19 protein-coding genes are annotated in these 16,973 nt (G+C 66.5%); 9 read left to right on the forward strand and 10 right to left on the reverse strand.

What is annotated here, in order from left to right:
- Nucleotides 1-1,389: alpha/beta hydrolase (locus QNJ67_15070; protein MDJ0610296.1), on the forward strand; the 1,389-nt coding region annotated here is incomplete at its 5' end.
- A gap of 82 nt (nt 1,390-1,471) precedes the next feature.
- Here QNJ67_15070 and QNJ67_15075 read toward each other — a convergent pair.
- Both QNJ67_15075 and QNJ67_15080 read right to left on the reverse strand, forming a co-directional pair.
- Nucleotides 1,472-1,831: a Rap1a/Tai family immunity protein gene (locus tag QNJ67_15075; GenBank protein ID MDJ0610297.1), complete on the reverse strand. Its 360-nt coding sequence runs from the start codon at nt 1,829-1,831 to the stop codon at nt 1,472-1,474.
- A gap of 6 nt (nt 1,832-1,837) precedes the next feature.
- Nucleotides 1,838-4,144 carry a hypothetical protein gene (locus QNJ67_15080; protein ID MDJ0610298.1) on the reverse strand — a complete coding sequence of 769 codons (2,307 nt, stop codon included), beginning with the start codon at nt 4,142-4,144 and terminating at the stop codon, nt 1,838-1,840.
- A 420-nt stretch (nt 4,145-4,564) separates the two neighbouring features.
- On the opposite strand from QNJ67_15080, the gene QNJ67_15085 reads away from it, so the two are divergent.
- The gene (locus tag QNJ67_15085; GenBank protein ID MDJ0610299.1) at nt 4,565-5,155 is read left to right on the forward strand and encodes a helix-turn-helix domain-containing protein; all 591 of its coding nucleotides are present in this window, start codon (nt 4,565-4,567) and stop codon (nt 5,153-5,155) included.
- Nucleotides 5,156-5,201: 46 nt separating this feature from the next.
- Here QNJ67_15085 and QNJ67_15090 read toward each other — a convergent pair whose 3' ends face one another.
- From QNJ67_15090 to QNJ67_15105, 4 genes are all read right to left on the reverse strand, one after another.
- The gene (locus tag QNJ67_15090; GenBank protein ID MDJ0610300.1) at nt 5,202-5,717 is read right to left on the reverse strand and encodes a bacteriohemerythrin; all 516 of its coding nucleotides are present in this window, start codon (nt 5,715-5,717) and stop codon (nt 5,202-5,204) included.
- Between the two features lie 96 nt (nt 5,718-5,813).
- Nucleotides 5,814-8,519: a bifunctional acetate--CoA ligase family protein/GNAT family N-acetyltransferase gene (locus tag QNJ67_15095; GenBank protein ID MDJ0610301.1), complete on the reverse strand. Its 2,706-nt coding sequence runs from the start codon at nt 8,517-8,519 to the stop codon at nt 5,814-5,816.
- A 101-nt stretch (nt 8,520-8,620) separates the two neighbouring features.
- Complete coding sequence (locus QNJ67_15100) at nt 8,621-9,034, reverse strand: phasin family protein (GenBank protein ID MDJ0610302.1); 414 nt, start codon at nt 9,032-9,034, stop codon at nt 8,621-8,623.
- A gap of 60 nt (nt 9,035-9,094) precedes the next feature.
- Nucleotides 9,095-9,613 carry an Hsp20/alpha crystallin family protein gene (locus QNJ67_15105; GenBank protein ID MDJ0610303.1) on the reverse strand — a complete coding sequence of 173 codons (519 nt, stop codon included), beginning with the start codon at nt 9,611-9,613 and terminating at the stop codon, nt 9,095-9,097.
- A gap of 204 nt (nt 9,614-9,817) precedes the next feature.
- On the opposite strand from QNJ67_15105, the gene QNJ67_15110 reads away from it, so the two are divergent.
- From QNJ67_15110 to QNJ67_15135, 6 genes are all read left to right on the forward strand, one after another.
- A complete protein-coding gene (locus QNJ67_15110; protein ID MDJ0610304.1) occupies nt 9,818-10,702 on the forward strand; it encodes a universal stress protein in 885 nt (294 codons plus the stop codon).
- Nucleotides 10,703-10,770: 68 nt separating this feature from the next.
- The gene (locus QNJ67_15115; protein MDJ0610305.1) at nt 10,771-11,160 is read left to right on the forward strand and encodes a hypothetical protein; all 390 of its coding nucleotides are present in this window, start codon (nt 10,771-10,773) and stop codon (nt 11,158-11,160) included.
- A gap of 17 nt (nt 11,161-11,177) precedes the next feature.
- Nucleotides 11,178-11,486 (forward strand): hypothetical protein, encoded by a 309-nt coding sequence (locus QNJ67_15120; GenBank protein MDJ0610306.1) that lies wholly within the window; start codon nt 11,178-11,180, stop codon nt 11,484-11,486.
- The gene (locus QNJ67_15125) at nt 11,428-11,784 is read left to right on the forward strand and encodes a cytochrome c (GenBank protein MDJ0610307.1); all 357 of its coding nucleotides are present in this window, start codon (nt 11,428-11,430) and stop codon (nt 11,782-11,784) included. Before QNJ67_15120 ends, QNJ67_15125 begins: the two co-directional genes overlap by 59 nt.
- 193 nt (nt 11,785-11,977) lie before the next feature.
- A complete protein-coding gene (locus QNJ67_15130; protein MDJ0610308.1) occupies nt 11,978-12,679 on the forward strand; it encodes a tetratricopeptide repeat protein in 702 nt (233 codons plus the stop codon).
- A gap of 31 nt (nt 12,680-12,710) precedes the next feature.
- On the forward strand, nt 12,711-13,553 hold the full coding sequence (locus QNJ67_15135; protein MDJ0610309.1) for a universal stress protein: 843 nt from the start codon (nt 12,711-12,713) through the stop codon (nt 13,551-13,553).
- Between the two features lie 39 nt (nt 13,554-13,592).
- Here QNJ67_15135 and QNJ67_15140 read toward each other — a convergent pair whose 3' ends face one another.
- The 4 genes from QNJ67_15140 to QNJ67_15155 all read right to left on the reverse strand — a co-directional run bounded on the left by QNJ67_15140 (nt 13,593) and on the right by QNJ67_15155 (nt 15,812).
- Nucleotides 13,593-14,183 (reverse strand): hemerythrin domain-containing protein, encoded by a 591-nt coding sequence (locus QNJ67_15140; GenBank protein ID MDJ0610310.1) that lies wholly within the window; start codon nt 14,181-14,183, stop codon nt 13,593-13,595.
- Nucleotides 14,184-14,223: 40 nt separating this feature from the next.
- Entirely contained in the window at nt 14,224-14,436 is a 213-nt protein-coding gene (locus QNJ67_15145; GenBank protein ID MDJ0610311.1) for a hypothetical protein, read from the reverse strand.
- A gap of 82 nt (nt 14,437-14,518) precedes the next feature.
- Entirely contained in the window at nt 14,519-15,031 is a 513-nt protein-coding gene (locus QNJ67_15150; protein ID MDJ0610312.1) for a universal stress protein, read from the reverse strand.
- A gap of 49 nt (nt 15,032-15,080) precedes the next feature.
- The gene (locus tag QNJ67_15155; protein ID MDJ0610313.1) at nt 15,081-15,812 is read right to left on the reverse strand and encodes a helix-turn-helix domain-containing protein; all 732 of its coding nucleotides are present in this window, start codon (nt 15,810-15,812) and stop codon (nt 15,081-15,083) included.
- 180 nt (nt 15,813-15,992) lie between these two features.
- Here QNJ67_15155 and QNJ67_15160 point away from each other — a divergent pair, with 180 nt between their 5' ends.
- The gene (locus QNJ67_15160; GenBank protein ID MDJ0610314.1) at nt 15,993-16,733 is read left to right on the forward strand and encodes a response regulator; all 741 of its coding nucleotides are present in this window, start codon (nt 15,993-15,995) and stop codon (nt 16,731-16,733) included.
- The last annotated feature ends 240 nt before the right edge of the window (nt 16,734-16,973 follow it).

Consider the following 16,973-nt stretch of genomic DNA (forward strand, 5'->3'; position numbering starts at 1 on the left):
CTCCTCGCCGTCGTGCCGGGCTGCGCCGCTCCGGATGTCGAGCCTTGGCACACGGAAGATCTCACGGCGGAGTTCACCGCCAGCAGGACCGACGAGGTCCGGACCTTCGACGACTATCTCCAACTGGAACGGGAACTGTTCCAGCAGCTCGACGACGAGGTTTACGCCGATGCCCCGACCGGGCCGGAGTTCGCGACGTTCCGCTACAGTCCCGGCAGCGCGGCCGATCCCCGCGGCCGCGAACCCGATTGGAACCGGAGCTTCGAGTGGCCGGCTAAGCGGCCGCGGGGCGGCGTGCTGCTGCTGCACGGCTTGACCGACGCGCCCTATACGCTGCGGAACCTGGGTGACGCGCTCAACAAGCGCGGTTATCACGTAGTCGCGCTACGCCTGCCCGGACACGGCACGGCACCCTCGGGTCTCACAAGCTTCACCTGGCGCGACATGGCCGAGGCGGTGCGCCTGGGCGCCGAGCATCTGGACGCCGAGACCGGCAGCAAGCCGCTCCACGTCGTCGGCTATTCGACCGGCGCGTCCCTGGCGCTGAACTACACGCTCGACGCCCAGGAAGACCGGGACCTGCCGGTGCCAGCCTCGCTCGTGCTGATCTCGCCGGCGGTCGGCATCCATCCGGCCGCCGCGCTCGCCGGGTTCAAGAATGCCCTGGGTGAGTTCCCAGGCTTGGGAGGGCTCGCCTGGCTGCAGGTCATGCTCGAGTTCGACCCCTACAAGTACAACTCCTTCGCCACCAACGCGGGGGCGCAGGTTCACCGCCTGACCCGGCTGGTGGCGCGGCGCGTGCGCGAGCGCGCCGAAGCCAGCCCCGAGGACGTCCTCCCGCCGGTCCAGGTGTTCAAGTCGACGGCCGACATGACGGTCACGCTCAATGCAGTGGTCGACAATTTGCTCGGCCGCCTGGCGCCGAATCGCCACGAGCTCGTGCTGTTCGACATCAACCGCTTCGCGGTCACGTCGAAGCTGATGGTGACGGACCCCGCGCCCCTGACCGACAGGCTGATGGCGGAGACGGACCTGCCGTTTTCCGTGACCTTCGTCACCAACGAGAACCCTGAGAGCAGAGCGGTCGTGGCGCGCCACAAGCCGCCATTCTCGCCCGGGATCACGAAGACGGTCCGGCTCGAGACGGAGTGGCCCCGGGGACTTCTTTCCCTATCCCATGTCGCCCTGCCGTTCCCGCCGGACGATCCGCTCTACGGACGCATACCGCCGGAGAACGGGGACAGAATCTTTCTCGGGCCGACGGCCATTCAGGGCGAGCGAGGCCTGCTGCGCCTCCCAACGGACTGGCTCATCCGCATCCGGCACAACCCCTTTTACGACTTCCTCGAAGCGCGGGCGCTCGACTGGATCGACGAAGCCAATCGCTAGATGTCGACGGCTGTCACCGGCATGAGCGAGCAGTAAAGCAATACCGGGTCAAATTGGTCCCGTTCCTGGGTCAAGCCGCGGTCTAGTTACACCCGAACTTCTCGCGCAGCGTTTGCAGGAGGGCATTGCCGGCGGTCATGTCCTTGTGCGCGCCGTAGTCTGCGTGCACCCAGCGCATGTAGGCCCAGCGCACCTCGTCGGCGGTGTTCTGCGCCGGCGGGCAGACACTGCCCTCCTTGAGCTCCAGGAGGGCGTGAACGAAGCCCATGATGTACTGCTCGCACTCCAGCTCCGCGACCTCGCCCCAGCGGGCGTCGTTGTCCGCCTCGGTGCAGGCCTGCAGGAGATCGACGGCGCTATAGGGCTGGGCAGCCGTCGCGCTCGAGGAGAAGGAAAGCGCGAGGAGCAGCGCGCCGAGCAGGGCGGTAAAGTATCTGCGCATGGCTACTCACTCCTTCTCCTTGGCGAGGGCATGAATGGCCTCGTCCATGACCGCCTGGTGCTCCTCGTTGTTGACGAAGGCCTCCGAGTTGACCTTGGCCCAGAGGTCTTCGTCGGTCATGTTCTGGTGGCAGCCCATGCAGAGCCCGGTGCGTTCCATCTTGTCCCGCACTTCCTGGGGCAGGGGCCCGGTCAGCGGCCAGTGCGAACCGACCGTGACCAGCTGTTTGCCCTCGCGCGTCACGATCTGGCTCAGATCGTGGTCGAGCGAAGGTACCGGCTGGGACTGCATGCTGGTCTGCCTCGGGATAATGTCGCCCGTGGCGGTTTCGAGGTCGACCACGAAGCCGTCCTCGTAACCCTTCAGGAAACGCCCGTCCGAGATGCCGTAGCCGAGCGCCTTGGGGTTGTTGTGGCAGCTCTCGCAGCTGCGCGCCAGGCGGCCGGCGGTGTGCGGCTGAACCGCGGCGTGGTCGAGTCCCTTGGTGCCGCCGGCGTCGGGGGTCATCCAGGTCTTGTTGTGGACCACCGTATTGCCGTCCTGGTCGATCACCGTGGTGATGACCTGGCAGCCCGGCATCATGGGCGACACCCGGCCTTCACCGTTGATCCCCAGGGTCGGCTCCTCCCAGCGCAGGTAGGAGCGGGTCTCGGAGACCTTGCCGGCGGTGGTCAGCCCGTTTGTGCCGAGCGGGGCGTCGGCCGTCAGGCCGTCTTCACCGCGCGCGTTGGCATTGGCGATCCAGTCGATGTCGGTCTTGCCCTTGGAGTAGTCGACCGTGATGTGGCAGCCATAGCACTGCGGCGCCCAGTCGGCGTGGCAGGCGTAGCACTCGAGCTGCTCCATGTGCCGGTTGACCGAGCCCATGGCGACCTTGGCGTTCTGGTTCTTCCAGGCATCGTCGACCGCGATCTGCCTCAGCACGGGGACCTCGAACTCGAGACCCGAGGCGGAATGGAGGATGACCTTGTCGCCCCGCTTGACCACGTTGCCGTAGGGATTGCCGCGGGCGGTCAGGAGATAGCCGTCCTCGGCATCGTAGACCGTGGCCATGTACTGCTCATCGGTGATGTCGTCGGCGAGGCCGCGGGGCGTTTGGGCGATCTGCTTGCCGTGCTCCTCGCCGTGGCCGAGCGGCAGCTCCCAGGGGAACTTGGTCGTCGTGCCGTGGCAGTCCTCGCACTCGATCTCGACCTGGGCGAGGGTCGTGCCCGGCAGGTTGCCGTCGCCGTGCATGTCCACCGTGGTGTGGCAGTCCTGGCACAGCATGCCGCCTTCCGGATTGCCGGGCCGCGACTGGACCTGGTGGTGCAGGTCGTCCTTGATGAAGAGATAGTTCTTGGTGTGCAGCTTGGGCTGCTTGCCGCCGGTCGCGGTGTAGGGCGAGCCGTAGGGGAACTCCATGATTCCCTGATAGGAGACGCCGATCCGCTTGCCGCGGTTGTGGCAGGAGTTGCAGGTCTCCGAGGGAATCCCAGAGTAGGTCAGGTCGCCGACCTGGACCTTCGACTTGCGGGTCGCCTGCATGCGGTGGACCAGAAGCTTGCCCGGCTGTTCCTTCGAGATCGTCGGGTCGCCGCCCTCGTAGAAGCCGTCGTTTGAATAGGGAACGTGACAGGACGAGCAGCCGGCGCCGCGATAGTCACCGCGCTTTTCGCGTCCGTTCACCCCGACATGGCAGCGCTGGCACTGCTGGCGGGAATAGGTAATGCCGGCCAGATTGGGATGCTTCGGTATCTGGGTGACATCGACCGCCGGCACCTGCGTCATCCGCGAAGGCATCTGGTCGGGATGGGCCGCCACGTAGGCGGTCATGTAGGCCTTGTATTCGTCGGTCCCTACCATGGGTTCGGGCCCGTCGTCGTCGGTCAGGGTGTAGTTGCCCCAGATGACCTTGTGATCTTTCTGCACGCCCCAGGACCACAGGTTGCCCTGCAGCTTGCCGGCCTCGGTGTTCATCAGCGACTTCGCGACCCGTTCGGCGTAGCCGGGGTGGCACTGGCCGCAGGTCTTGTCCGCGATCCAGACGGCGCCGGGGTCGGGGAAGAAGCGGTCGGGACCGTCGGCCTCGATCAGCGAGGCGGGCGCGCCTTTGTGGGCCTGCTCCGCGCTGGTCGTCGCCGCCGGGTTTCCGCCGTGGCACATGACGCAGCCCGCAGGATCGCCGTGGTCGGCGCCCAGGGCCTCGATCTGTTCGATCATCGGTCCGTCGGTGAAACGCTCGATTCCCTCGTGGCAGGTCAGGCAACCTTGGGCACTCATCGCGGTGCCGCTGACCAGCAACGTCAGCAAAGCGAACAGAACCGCTCTCATATTTGTTTCCCCCGTGCCGTCCTTCTCGGCCCGGCCGCCCGTCGGATGCGGCAGGACCGCAATAGCATGCTCAAAAACGCTAGACGAGATTCGGGAGGTCCGCTCTGATTTAAGTCAAAAAAATCTCATTGGTCGCGGCTCGGGCTCTGATCGGCCGGACGCTTGATCCAAGTCAATGCCCGGCGGTTTTTGTCCGCCCAAGGTGAGCTGGCGGGCCGCGAAGGCAGAGGTTTCGGGCTTCCGCCAGCCAAGGAAAAAGCGGGGGTACGCTTGCTCGATACTCCGATCGATCACCATCAACGGCCGATGGACCGTGGCGGCTCCTGCCGAGACTGCGCGACCGAGCTGTGCCGGCTGATGCCGAGCGAAATGCCGCCACGGGGCCGGCAGCTCGAACGAGGAGAACGAATCCGCGCCAGTATGAGCCTGCGGATCTGGACTGTCCTCAATGGTCTGGTCTCGACCTGTACCAACCTGCGCGACGGCCGCCGGCAGATCGTCTGCCTGTCGGTTCCGGGCGAAGTCGTGGGGCCGGTGGCGGGCGCCGACGAGGCGGAAATCTGGGTCGAGGCGCTGGCGCCAAGTTGGCTCTGCGAGCTCGACCTGGGCGCCGAGATCGCCGACCGGATCGGCACCGAGCCCGTTTGCGGGGCCGCCCTGTTTCAGGTCGCCCAGGAGCAGGTCAGGCGGGCGTCGGCCCATCTCGTGACGCTCGGCCGCCTGGACGCGATGGAGCGAATCTGCCTGTTCCTGGCAGATATGACGGGTCGGCTGGGCCGCCCGACACCGGAAGGGTTCCTGGTCCGCTTGCCGATGGGCCGCGGCGACATCGCCGACTATCTGGGGCTAACGCCGGAAACGGTCAGCCGGGTCCTGGGTCGGGTAAAGAAAGACCGCCTCCTGACGTTTTTCTCGCCGACCGAGTTCCTGGTGCCCGACGTTAAGGCGCTCAAGGCCCGTGCGCCCCTGGCGCCACTCGGCATTGCCGGTGTGAAGTTCCCGCTGAAATAGGGTTCTCGTAAGATAAGGCGTGGAGCGAGCGGACGTCTGGCCGCCGCTATTGGCTCCACCATACGTCGGCGGCTTTGAAGGCTTTGGCGGCTTCGCGCGCTTCGGGGCGGTTCTCGACCAATGGGCGGTATGCCATGTCGATCACCAGGATGTGGTGATTCAGCCAGTTCTTGAGGAAGTCCAGGAGTTCCTGGTCGAGTCGCGCACCGGTTTCCGAATCCTTGATCGATGCCGTGGTCTTGCCCGCGGCCGCCTCGGGACCGCTCTCGCCTTGCTCGAAGCTCGCGGCGACGCTGCGAATCTTCGTGATGAACCTCTGGTGTTCCTCGCGATGGGTCGACAGCTCGGGGAAGCCGCAGGCGTTCATGACTTCCTCTTCGCGGCCGAAGTGGTACTCGGCATAGCGCATCAGGGCGTAGAGGCATTGCCGAACCACCGCCGGGCGCCCGTCGCTCTCGGCGTTCTCGGCGAGCTGGTTGATGACCCGGATCAGGACCTTGTGATCGTCGTCCAACTCCGGGACGCCGACGCTCATGCCCGGAGTCCACTGCATGAAAAACATCGCCTCACCTCCGCCATGTTTCAAAGAGCCGCCGTCCGCGAGCTGGCCATCGAGGGCTCGCCCGGCACCCGACACCGCAGCGGCATTATGACGAGGTCAGCCGGTCCCGCCTTGATCCCGGTCAAAGCCGCCGATCGCCAGCGTGACGCGCGCTATGCCCGCTTCATCGGGGTCGCGACGCTCCTTGAAGCCGAAGCGTTTGGCGAGGCCGATCATGGCCCTGTTCTCCGACAGCACGTCGCCCCACACCTCGCCAATGCCCTGTTCGCGGCAGTAGTCGACCAGCTTGGTCATCAGCGCCGAGCCCAGGCCCCGCTGCTTCCGGTCGGAGCGCACCGTTATCGCGAACTCGGCGCGCGCCTTGTCCGGGTCGGCGTGGCAGCGAACGACGCCCCAGAGGTCGGCCGACCCGACTTCGGGATCGTAGGCGACGAAGGCCATCTCGCGATCGTAGTCGATCTGAGACAGTCGCGCCGCCGTGCGGTGATCGAGCGCCTTGATGGGGGCGAAAAAGCGCATGCGCACGTCCTGCTCCGACAGCTTCTTGAAGCCTTCCTGAAGCGACGGCTCGTCTTCCGGGCGGATTGGACGCAGGCGCACGGGGTGGCCGTCAGAGAGCTGGACCGTCTCGGCCAACTCCTCGGGGTAGGGACGCAGGGCGAGACGGCGCTGGGCGGGTCCCTCCGCCGGAGCGACCTTGATTCGGGCGTCAAGGGCGATCACCCGGTCCGAATCAGCCAGCAGTGGATTGATGTCGACCTCGACGACCTCGGCGATCTCGGCAACCAGCTGCGACAGCCTGACCAGCGCCAGGGCGATCTCGTCGATCGCCGCTGCGGGGCGCTCGCGATAACCCTGGAGCAACGCGTGGATCCGCGTATCGGCCATGAGCTGACGAGCGAGGTTCAGATTGAGCGGCGGCAGCGCGACGGCCCGATCCCGGACCACCTCGACCGCCGTGCCGCCGGCGCCGAACAGGATCACCGGGCCGAACTGGCGGTCGACCTTGGCGCCCAGGATCAGCTCATGGGCCTCGCCGCGCTCGATCATTGTCTGGACCGTGAGACCGGTGATACGGGCCTCCGGCTGCAGGCGCCGGACCCGGGCCAGGAGGCCTTCACCTGCGGCGCGCACGACAGCGGCGTTCTCCAGCTGCAGGAGAACGCCGCCGACGTCGCTCTTGTGGGTGATGTCGGGCGAGAGGATCTTGAGCGCGACCGGAAAGCCCAGAGTTTCGGCGGCCCGAGCCGCTTCGTGGGAGTCGGCGGCGATCCGGGTGGGCACCACGGGGATGCCGTAGGCGGCCAGCACGTCTTTGGCTTCGGGCTCGGTCAGCCAGTCCCGGCCGTCCGCCAGCGCCCCCGCGATAGCGGCGCGCGCCGCGTCGCGATCGGGCGTGATCCCCTTGGGCAGGGACTCCGGGGTTTCCATCAGCAGCGCCTGGTTGCGCTGATGGGTCACCAGGTGCGCGAAGGCTGAAACGGCATCCTCGGGCGTCTGGTAAACCGCGAGGCCCTGGCCCGCGAGCATCCTGCGCGCCTCGGCGGCGGCGAAGTCTCCGGGCCAGGCGGCCAGCACCGGCCGTCGGCTACCTTTGAGTGCGCTGATCACCGCGGCGGCAACCTCGCTCGAATCGGCGACGGCGACGGGGCAGTGCAGGACGAGCAGTGCGTCTGCGCTCTTGTCCTCGAGCAGGCATTCGAGCGCTGCGGCGTAGCGCGCGCCCGTCGCGTCGCCGATCAGATCGATGGGATTGCTCCGGCTCCAGGTCGGCGGCAATACGGCATCGAGCCGTTCGATCAGGGAATCGGGCAGCTCCGCCAGTTTGCCGCCGTGCTCCGCCAGGGCATCGCAGGCGAGCACGCCCAGGCCACCGCCGTTGGTCATGATGGCCAGGCGGTCGCCGCGCACCTTGATCCCGCTCGAGAGCGTCTCTGCGGCCGAGAAGAGTTCGTAGAGAGTCTGCACCCGCAGCATGCCCGCGCGCCGGAAGGCGGCGTCGTAGACCTCGTCGGCGCCGGCCAGCGCACCCGTGTGGGAGGCAGCGGCCCGGGCGCCCTCTTCGAACCTGCCCGCCTTGATGACGATCACCGGTTTGATCCGCGCGGCGGCGCGGGCCGCCGACATGAATTTTCGGGCGTCGGTGATCGCCTCGACGTAGAGCAGGACCGCGCGGGTCGCCGGATCGATCGCGAGGTAGTCCAGCATGTCGCCGAAGTCGACGTCGGCCATGTCGCCCAGCGAGACCACTTCCGAGAATCCGATCCCTTTGGGCGCCGCCCAGTCGAGCATGGTGGTGATCATGGCGCCCGATTGGGTGACGAAGGCGAGGCCCCCGCTCTCGGCTTGGATATGACCGAAGCTGGCATTGAGGCCCAGGGCGGGAACTTGGAGCCCCAGGCAGTTGGGGCCGACAACGCGCAGGCAGTGCGGCCGCGCCGCATCGAGCACAGCCTGACGGCATGCCTTGCCGTCCTCACCCGCCGCGCCGAAACCCGTTGTGACGATTACCGCCGCCTTGGTGCCGCGGGCGCCGAGTTCGTGGACCAGGGATGCTACGGTTTCCGGCGGCGTCGCGATAACGGCGAGATCGGGCGCGCGGGGCAGGGCGGCGACGTCGCGATAGGCGAGCACGCCTTCGACCGCCACGCTGCGCGGATGGACCGGCATGATCGGGCCCTGAAAACCGCCGCGGAACAGGTTCGATGCCAGAACCTTTCCGACCGACTGGGGCCGATGGCTAGCGCCGATGATGGCGACGGAGGCCGGCCGGAGCAGGAACTCGAGATTTCGAACGGACAAGCTCCGGCTCCAACAAGTCTAGCCCCGGCGCACGCGCGAGGCGACATCTTATGCCGTGCCGGCGCGGACTTGAACAGCCGGCTTCGGGCCTCGGAGCGGGCTCAGCGGCGGTGCAGCTGGTGCAGCGCCGAGAGGCTGCGCGTCTGCAGCGGCCGCCAGCACTCTTCGGTGATCTCGGCCGCCATGGTCATCAGCTTGGCCGCCTCGATCAGGTACTGCTCGTAGGCGTGGCGGCTGAAGTCCATCTGGGCCTGCAGCAGGGTCTCCGGCTGATCGCAGCGCATCAAGGCCTCGGAGCGTTCGATGGCCATCTGCAGGCGCCGGGTGGCGAAACCGGCCAGCTCCTGGTTCATCGTCGTCATCGCGTCGAAGAACGCCGCGCCGCTCGCCATGACCGCTTCGAGGTTGGCTTGGTTCGCCTCGGCGAGCGTGCTCATGTCGATCGGAGCCGGTTGCCCCTGATGCACTCCTTTGCCGGACGCGGCGGCTGCGCGTGTTGCCGTTTTGCTGGTCATCACTCGACTTCCTCGCTTGGGCGCCGGCGGGAAACCGGCGCATTCATGGGCCTGAACAGACTACTTCGAGGTGATGGCGATCTTTTTCTTGTTTTCCTGAGCCTCGGCTGTCTTTGGCAGGGTGATCGTCATGATCCCCTGCTTCAGCTCGGCGCTGATCTTATCGGGGTTGATGTCGGTCGGCAGCCGGAAACTGCGCTTGAAGCTGCCATAGCTGCGCTCGCTCAGGACATAGTCCTTCTTCTTCTCCTCCTTCTCCGATTTCTTCTCGCCGGACAGGGTGAGCATGTCGTCGCGCAACGTGAGCTCGACGTCCTGTTCGTCCATGCCCGGCAGCTCGACCGCGATCTCGTAGGCCTCGTCGGATTCGCTCACGTCGACGCTCGGCGATAGCTCGCGCCAGTCCGCGGCGAAGGACGCCCGGGGCATCTGCGGCCAGCCCTTCATGAAGCTCTCGAAGACACGATCGACCTCGCCGCGGAGATCCGTCAGCGGGCGCGACCAATCGAACACCGAGGGAAGTTCGGAGCCCCCTCGCTCGGCCTTCTTGACATCGACCTTGCCAGTTTTCTCAACCATGATTTTCTCCTCGCGACGACTCGTCTAAACCTGGATTCGAACTTTCCAGCCGCGGCGCTCTGGCGCCATGATCTGCGTCAACGGGGGCTAGGCGACGGTGGACCGGAACCCGACCCCTTCGCCCCTTGATCCAGGTCAAGGCCGCTCCGAGGCGCCGGCGGCAGGGTTGCACCGGGAGACGGATCACGGAACCGAGGACGCGCAATGACCATCGCGACGGTTTTGGCTTTGCTCGACGGCGATCCCGGCTGCGAGTCGGCGCTGGGGACCGGACTGGACCTGGCAGAACGGCACGGCGCCTATATTGAGGCGCTCCATGTTAGGCCGGGTTCGGAGGAGATGATACCGATCATCGCCGACGGGCTTTCGGCGCAGGCGATGGAGCAGATTATCTCCAGCACCGAACGCGCCGTGGAGGATCGGGCGAAGCATGCCCGCAGCCTGTTCGATAGCCTTACGAAGAAACGCAAGGTCCCGGTGGTACAGCCCGATGCGGCGGTCAACGGCAGCCGCTTCGCTGCCGCTTGGCACGAGATTACCGGGCATCCCCAGACCCTGGCAGCTCACCGCGCGCGGCTGTTCGATCTCATCATCACGCGGCGGCCCGTCGCGGACGACACCGCATCGGCGTGGACCAATCTGGAGAGCGTGCTGTTCGACAGCGGTCGGCCGGTCATTGTCGCGCCGCCGAACGGGCCGCCAGAAGGCGCGGCGGCTGCCCCGGGCCGGCACATAGCCATCGCTTGGAACGATACGCGCGAGTCGGCGCGAAGCGCATGGGCCGCTGAGCCCTTTCTCTCCTCGGCCGATGTGGTTACCCTGATCAGCATCACGGATCGCGATGGCAATGCCAACCCTGCCGAGCTCGCCAAAACGCTGCGCCACCGTAAGGTCGATGCCCAGGTCGTCACGCTGGCGGCGCGCGACCGGGCGGTCGGCGAGCTTCTGCTCGAACAGGCGAGTGATCTTGGCGCGGACCTGCTTGTCATGGGCGCCTACGGACACAGCCGCCTGCGCGAATTCGCCTTCGGCGGCGCGACCCGGTCAGCTCTGCGGGACGCGACAATTCCCGTGCTGATGACCCACTGAACGAGGTTTCGGGTGCGACGCGACCGGATCGCGCCACGGACCCGGCCGGTCTGAAGGAGAGATCGACCATGAGCATGAAGAAGATCCGTCTCACCCTGGCGCGCGATCACGACTTTCCGCAAGGCAGCGACCGTCATGGCTACGAGTTCGTTGCGCCGTTAACGGATGACGGGCATATCGACGCGGAAGCTTGGCGACAGCACCGCGACGCTTGCCGCGTGCGCCGGTTCTGGGCCGGTGAGGACGAGGAGATCGGTCACCTGGTCCACACGCGGGGCCGTAGCTGGGCCTTCCACTACGACATCAGCGGGGACGTCGACGACGACGAAGCGGGCTTCAAGTTCGATAGTCACCAGTTCCTTCCCGGCGAGTACGTCTCAATCACGGAGCACGACGGCCGCTTGCGCACCTTTCGCATTGCGCATATCGAAGACCTGAGCGACGCCAAATCCGGCTGATCGAAGAGGACCGCGTGATGGCAAGCACCCCGACATGGCGAGGAGCCGGTGCCGGCCTGGCGGTGGCGCTTCTGCTCGCGCTCGCCGTTCACGATGCCTCTGCATCGGCCGGCTGGCGCGAGGACCTGGTGATCGAGATCCGTTCGGCGCACGACTGCGAGGTTGCCTACATCACGCACGTTGTGGAACGGGATGTCGACGGGCGGCAGGTGATCTTTGCCAAGGTGCATTGTATGGACCAAAGGAGCTTTGATGCGACACGCACCGATGAGAAGGAATTCTTCAGCTTCAGCGAATGCACGCGCGAGGAGTCGGAAGCCTGCTGAGCTCGCCCTGGCCCTGGCCCTGGCTTTCGCCGCGACTCCAGCCGCGGCCTTCGGGGAAGTGGAAGAGGGGCGGGATATTGCCAAGCGCTGGTGCGCAGAGTGTCACCAAGTGGCGCCGGACGCCAATGCCACCGATGTGGCGCCCGGGTTCCCTGCGATCGCGAAGGACCCCGCCTACACCGACGCGCGGCTGCGCGGCTGGCTGTCCGATCCCCACCCCCCGATGCCCAAGCTCCAGCTGAGCCGGCGGGAAATCGACGCCCTGGTCGCCTATGTGCGCAGCCTAGAGACGGAATAGCCTGCTGAGCAGCAGGGAGGGGCGCGGGCGCTGGAAAGCCCGGTCGATCAGCGGCCCCTTCTGATCGGTCCTTCCTTTCGAGAGGCCCGGCCTGGCGCTTGATACAGATCATGGCTGCTCAGCCGCCGTGTGGTCAGCATGGACGGGTCGGTGCGGCTGCGCCGAGACCACCCGGCGGGGCTTGCCGTTGACCATGTGCGTAAGACTGCTTCTCTGTCTTGTTTTGTTCGCCCAGCCCGGGCTCGTCCAGGCTGAGGTCGCGGAAGGATGGCAGACTTATCTGGATGGACGCCACGCGGCCGCCTTGCGGGTCCTGCGTCCCGCGGCCGAGTCCGGCGATCCCGCGGCCCAATTCGCCCTCGGCAGCCTCTACTGCGACGGCCTGGCCGTCGCGCGCGACTATCGCTTGGCCCGCTCATGGTTCGAAAAGGCCGCCCGACAGGGGCACGGGGAAGCCCAGTTCGTTCTCGGCTTCCTGCTCTATCACGGTGCCGGACAGCCCGGCAGCGAGGGCGCTCTCGGCCGCGACCGCGCCGCGGCGGCACCGTGGCTGGAGGCGGCCGCAGCGAGGGGCCGACACGTCGCCCAGTTGCTGCTTGCGCGGCTCTATCACGCCGGCAAGGGTGTGAGGTGCGACGACGACCTAGCCACCGAGCTGGCGCTCCGGGCCGCGGCTGGCGGTCTCGCGGAAGCGCAATTCGAGGCGGGTATCCTGCTCGGTGAACGGCCTGCCGACCGCGCGGCCTGGGCCGACGCCTTCATGTGGCTAACGCTTGCCGCGCGCAGCGGCCATCCCGCCGCGGCCGACAATCTGGACATCCTGGCCCGCCGGCTCGAGCCCGCGGAAGTCGCCGAAGCCGCCGAACGGGCCTGGGCCTGGAAGCCGTCCCGCTAGTGCGAGCAACGACCCAAGGGAGTGAAGCAAAATGCCATTCAAGAACATCCTGGTGCATCTGGACGAGACCAAGGCCTGCTCCTCTCGGGTCGAAGCCGCGGCCGGGCTCGCGGCGGCGCACGACGCTCACCTGACCGGTCTGGCCCTCGCGGTAGAGCCGAACCTCCCCGGCTTCGCCTACAACCAGTTGCAGTCGGAGGCGATCAACACGATGCGGGCGCAAGTGGTCGCGCAGGCGGGGCAACTTGCTGAGACCTTCGAGCAGGCGATGACGGGCAATGCCGTCAAGGTCGAGACGCTGGCGAAAGCCTGCGTGCAGACCGAGATCGCACCTCTGATCGGCCTGCACGCGCGCTATGCCGATCTCGTGATCATGGGCCAGCCCGACCCCGATGCGCCGCCCCCCGGGGGCATGCACCTGGCCGAGGAAGTGGCGTTGGGCGCCGGCCGGCCGGTGCTCGTCGTGCCCTATGTCGGCTCGCGCAAGATGCTGGGCCAGCACATCACCTTGGCCTGGGACGCCGGCCGAGAGGCGGCGCGCGCGGTCAGCGACTCCCTGCCCGCGCTTATCGCGGCGAAGTCGGTACAGGTCCTGGTCATCAACCCCGAGATCTCACCCGAACGACACGGCGCCGATCCTGGCGCCGACATTGCACGCTACCTGGCGCGGCACGGCGTCAATGTCGAAGTCCAGCGGCTGACCACGCGCGAGCTCTCGGTCGGCGACACCATCCTGTCCGTGCTGGCTGACCGGGGCAGTGATCTCTTGGTGATGGGGGCCTACGGCCACTCGCGTTTAAGGGAATTGATGCTCGGCGGTGTCACTCGGCATCTGATGGCACACATGACCGTGCCGATCCTCATGTCGCATTGAGCGTTTCCGGCCCCGACGCGGTGCTTGCGCCGGCTGGGCTCAGGCCGGGCTCGGCGCTTCCTGCCGACGGCGCGCGGACATATCGGCGCGCAGAGCCTGGAGATCCTCTGGCGTCAGCCGTCGCTGCGCGAGGGGGATCACCGTGGCGTTCTCCCAGGCGAGGTGGCGCCTCTGGGTCGCGGTGAAGGCCTGCACGTTCATCAGGAACCGAGTGGGATTGGCCAGCCGGTGGCCCAGGGCGAGGAGCTCGAGATCGGCCAAGAGGAAGTCCACGAGATCGTGGTCGAGCGAGTGTTCCGCCATCAGGCGCTCGAGCACCAGATCCATGCCGTCTTCCGGCCGGCAGCGTCGGCGCAGGGCAGGGAAGAGGCCGCGCTCTTCGTCTAGGGTATGCCATGCCAGGTCGGACCGCAAAAACTCGATGATCTCGGCCGCCCGACCCGCGAGCGGCGCCGCATCCACCCCCTCGGCCATCCGGTCGAGCTGGTCGCAGATGACCTGCTGACGCTGGTGCTCGGCGACCAGGATGTCGAGCGGATTGTCGAAGCTCGGGTCGTCGATATCCGGTGCCGCGGGGAAGGACTCCTGCTGGCGCGCAGCCGATGGTTCTTGCGGCGACGACCCTGTCATCAAGCGATCACCCCAGGAATTCGGATTTTGGACTCCACGGTCACGAGCCGGCGCCGCCGCCTTCCTTCCCGGGTGCCCCTTTCTGATCGAAGGACAGCTTGACCTGGAGAAGAACGTAAAGAAGGGAGGTTACGAAGATCGCGAACCCGGCGAAGGAGAGACTGCTGTCCGTTGCGTTGGCCGCGAGGAACAGTCCGACTAAACCGATCAGCAAGACGACCCCACCGGTCACCCACTTCATCGCTGCGTTCATGGGTCAAGAATCCTTTTCGCTCCGGGATAGGAACTCTAGCGGATCGCCGCTGCCGGGTCCATGCGGCTAGGCTGGGGGAGAACTAGCGCGCCAGGACACAGGTACAGGGCGCGAGGCTCGTCACCTTGTGGGAGACGCTTCCGACCAGCAACCCCCGGAGCCGGCCGAGCCCCCGCGTCCCGAGTACGAGCATGTCGGCGGCCGCCGTCTTCTGCTGGTCCAGGATCTCACTTGCCGGGTCGCCGAATGCCAGGACCGTGGAAACGTCGCCGACGCCGGCGGCGCGGGCGTCGGCCTCGGCCCGGCTGAGAACCTGTCTGCCCAGCGCTTCAGCTGCTATGAGCCGTGCCTCGCTCTTGTCGATCCCATGTTGAAGGGTGGCGACACCCATGTTGTCGGGGCGAGCCCCGCCCGAATGGGGCACGAGGTGCTCGGTTTCGGCCATGCCCAGCACGTCGTCCGGCAGCCTGTCCGGCTCGACAGCGTGGAGAACGATCAGTTTGGATCCGAACTTGACGGCGAACGCGCTCGCCAGATTGACAGCCTTGGTGGCATGGTCGGAGCCATCATCCGCCACGATGATGGTTCCCATCATGGTCTTACCCTCGACATTGCCCGTGCCGTGCCGGTGCTCCGGATCCTGTTCAGCACTCGAGGGCCTCGCAGCCTGCGTCGGCTAGATCCTCGAGTCGGTCGAGATCGCGCACTTCGATGTACTTATGCCGGCGCAACGACAGAACACCCTGGTCCTTGAGGCGGTTGATCACCCGGCTCACGGTTTCGGTGGTCAGGCCCAGGTAGTCGCCGATATCGGTGCGGGTCATCGGCAGAAACAGGGCCGACGGCGTTTCGCCCCGCGCTTCGTTGTTGCGGGACAGGCGCAAGAGGAAAGAAGCGATCTTCTCGGTCGCGGATCGGCGTCCGAGCAACAGCATCTGCTCCTGAGCCGCCACCAGATCGCCGAGCGCGAGCGTAAGCAGCCGCCGCGCGAGCCCCGGCATCCGGTCGGCCATCTGATCGAGCTTGCTGCGCGGATAGAGGGTCAGCACCGTGTCGGTCACGGCTTCCGCGGTGTAGATGTAGTTGCCCTGATCGACCAGACCGAGCAGCTGCCCCGGGTAGACGAATCCCGTCACCTGTCGCCGGCCGTCCAGCGTCAGCTTGTACAGCTTGACGACGCCGCTCACGACCTCGAAGACGTGGCTGCCCGCGTCACCTTCCCAGACGATCGTCGAGCGGGCCGGAACTTCCTTTCGGCTCGTGATGCAGAACAGATCGCGCAACGAGCGGTCCGGCAGACCAGCCCCCAGCACGGTCGAGTCCAGCAGGCCGACCTGATCTTCCTTATGAGAAGGGGCGGATTTCAGGGCGAGCATGGGCGTTCCTCTCCTCTCCTTGCGGTGCCCTGGCCTTTTTTTTGCCTCGGCACGGGTTCTTCGAGCAGAGCAGAGCCCCGTGAACCGGCTATGTCAGATCCGCGACTTTTGGTGACAGTTTGTAACGACGCCTCTTGCGGCCTATGCTGCCGTTCCAGACAAAGATGCACGCCATACTAGATGACGCAAAAGCACATACTCGTCGTCGATGACGATCCGCGGATCCGCGACATGCTGGGCCGCTACCTGGAGAGCGAAGGCTTCGCGGTGACTCTCGCCGAGGACGGGGCGGCGCTGCGCGCGCAGATCGGCCGGGACTCGATCGACCTGATCATGTTGGACGTGATGATGCCCGGCGAGGACGGGTTCTCGCTGACCCGCGAAATCCGCGCCCAATCCGAAGTCCCCATCATCATGATCACCGGCAAGGGGGACGTGCTCGACCGGGTCGTCGGCCTCGAAGTCGGGGCCGACGACTACATCGCGAAGCCCTTCCACTTGCGGGAGGTCCTGGCGCGCATTCGCACGGTCCTGCGCCGCAGCACGGCCGTCTGCGGTCCCGAGGACGTGGACCGGGAGGAGGCGCAGCCCGGCGGAGCGTGCGCGGCGGTGACTTTCGACGGTTGGCGCTTCGACCAGGTCAAAATGGAGCTTCGCAATCCTGGCGGTGAGCCCGTGGCGCTGACCACCGGGGAGTACAATCTGCTATCCGCCCTTGTCCGTGCGCCGAACCGGCCGCTGAACCGCGATCAGATCATGGACCTGACTCACGGTCGCGACTGGACGCCGTTCGACCGCAGCATCGACACACAGGTCGTGCGACTGCGCAGGAAGATCGAGGCGGATCCGGCGAATCCGAAGATCATCAAGACCGTGCGCGGAGTCGGCTATATCTTCGCTGCCAAGGTCGTGCCCTGCTAGGGCCTGTTGACATTCAGGGCGGGCTCCTGGTCCGAGTGAAATCGACCCGCTGTTGGGCGCGAGGAGGAAGGACATGCCGAGCATATTCGACCCCAGTCTCAGTCTCTGGGAGCAACGCGGCAGCGGGCCGATTTCGCCGGATCCCTTCGGGACGGGGCGCATTTGCGCCGGGGCGGCGTCGCGGAAGGACTTGTGGGGCCCAACCCCACGGCGCCTCCCGCTCCTGGCCCCGGCGCAAAT

This window comes from Kiloniellales bacterium (assembly GCA_030064845.1).
In the GTDB taxonomy this organism is placed as follows: domain Bacteria; phylum Pseudomonadota; class Alphaproteobacteria; order Kiloniellales; family JAKSDN01; genus JASJEC01.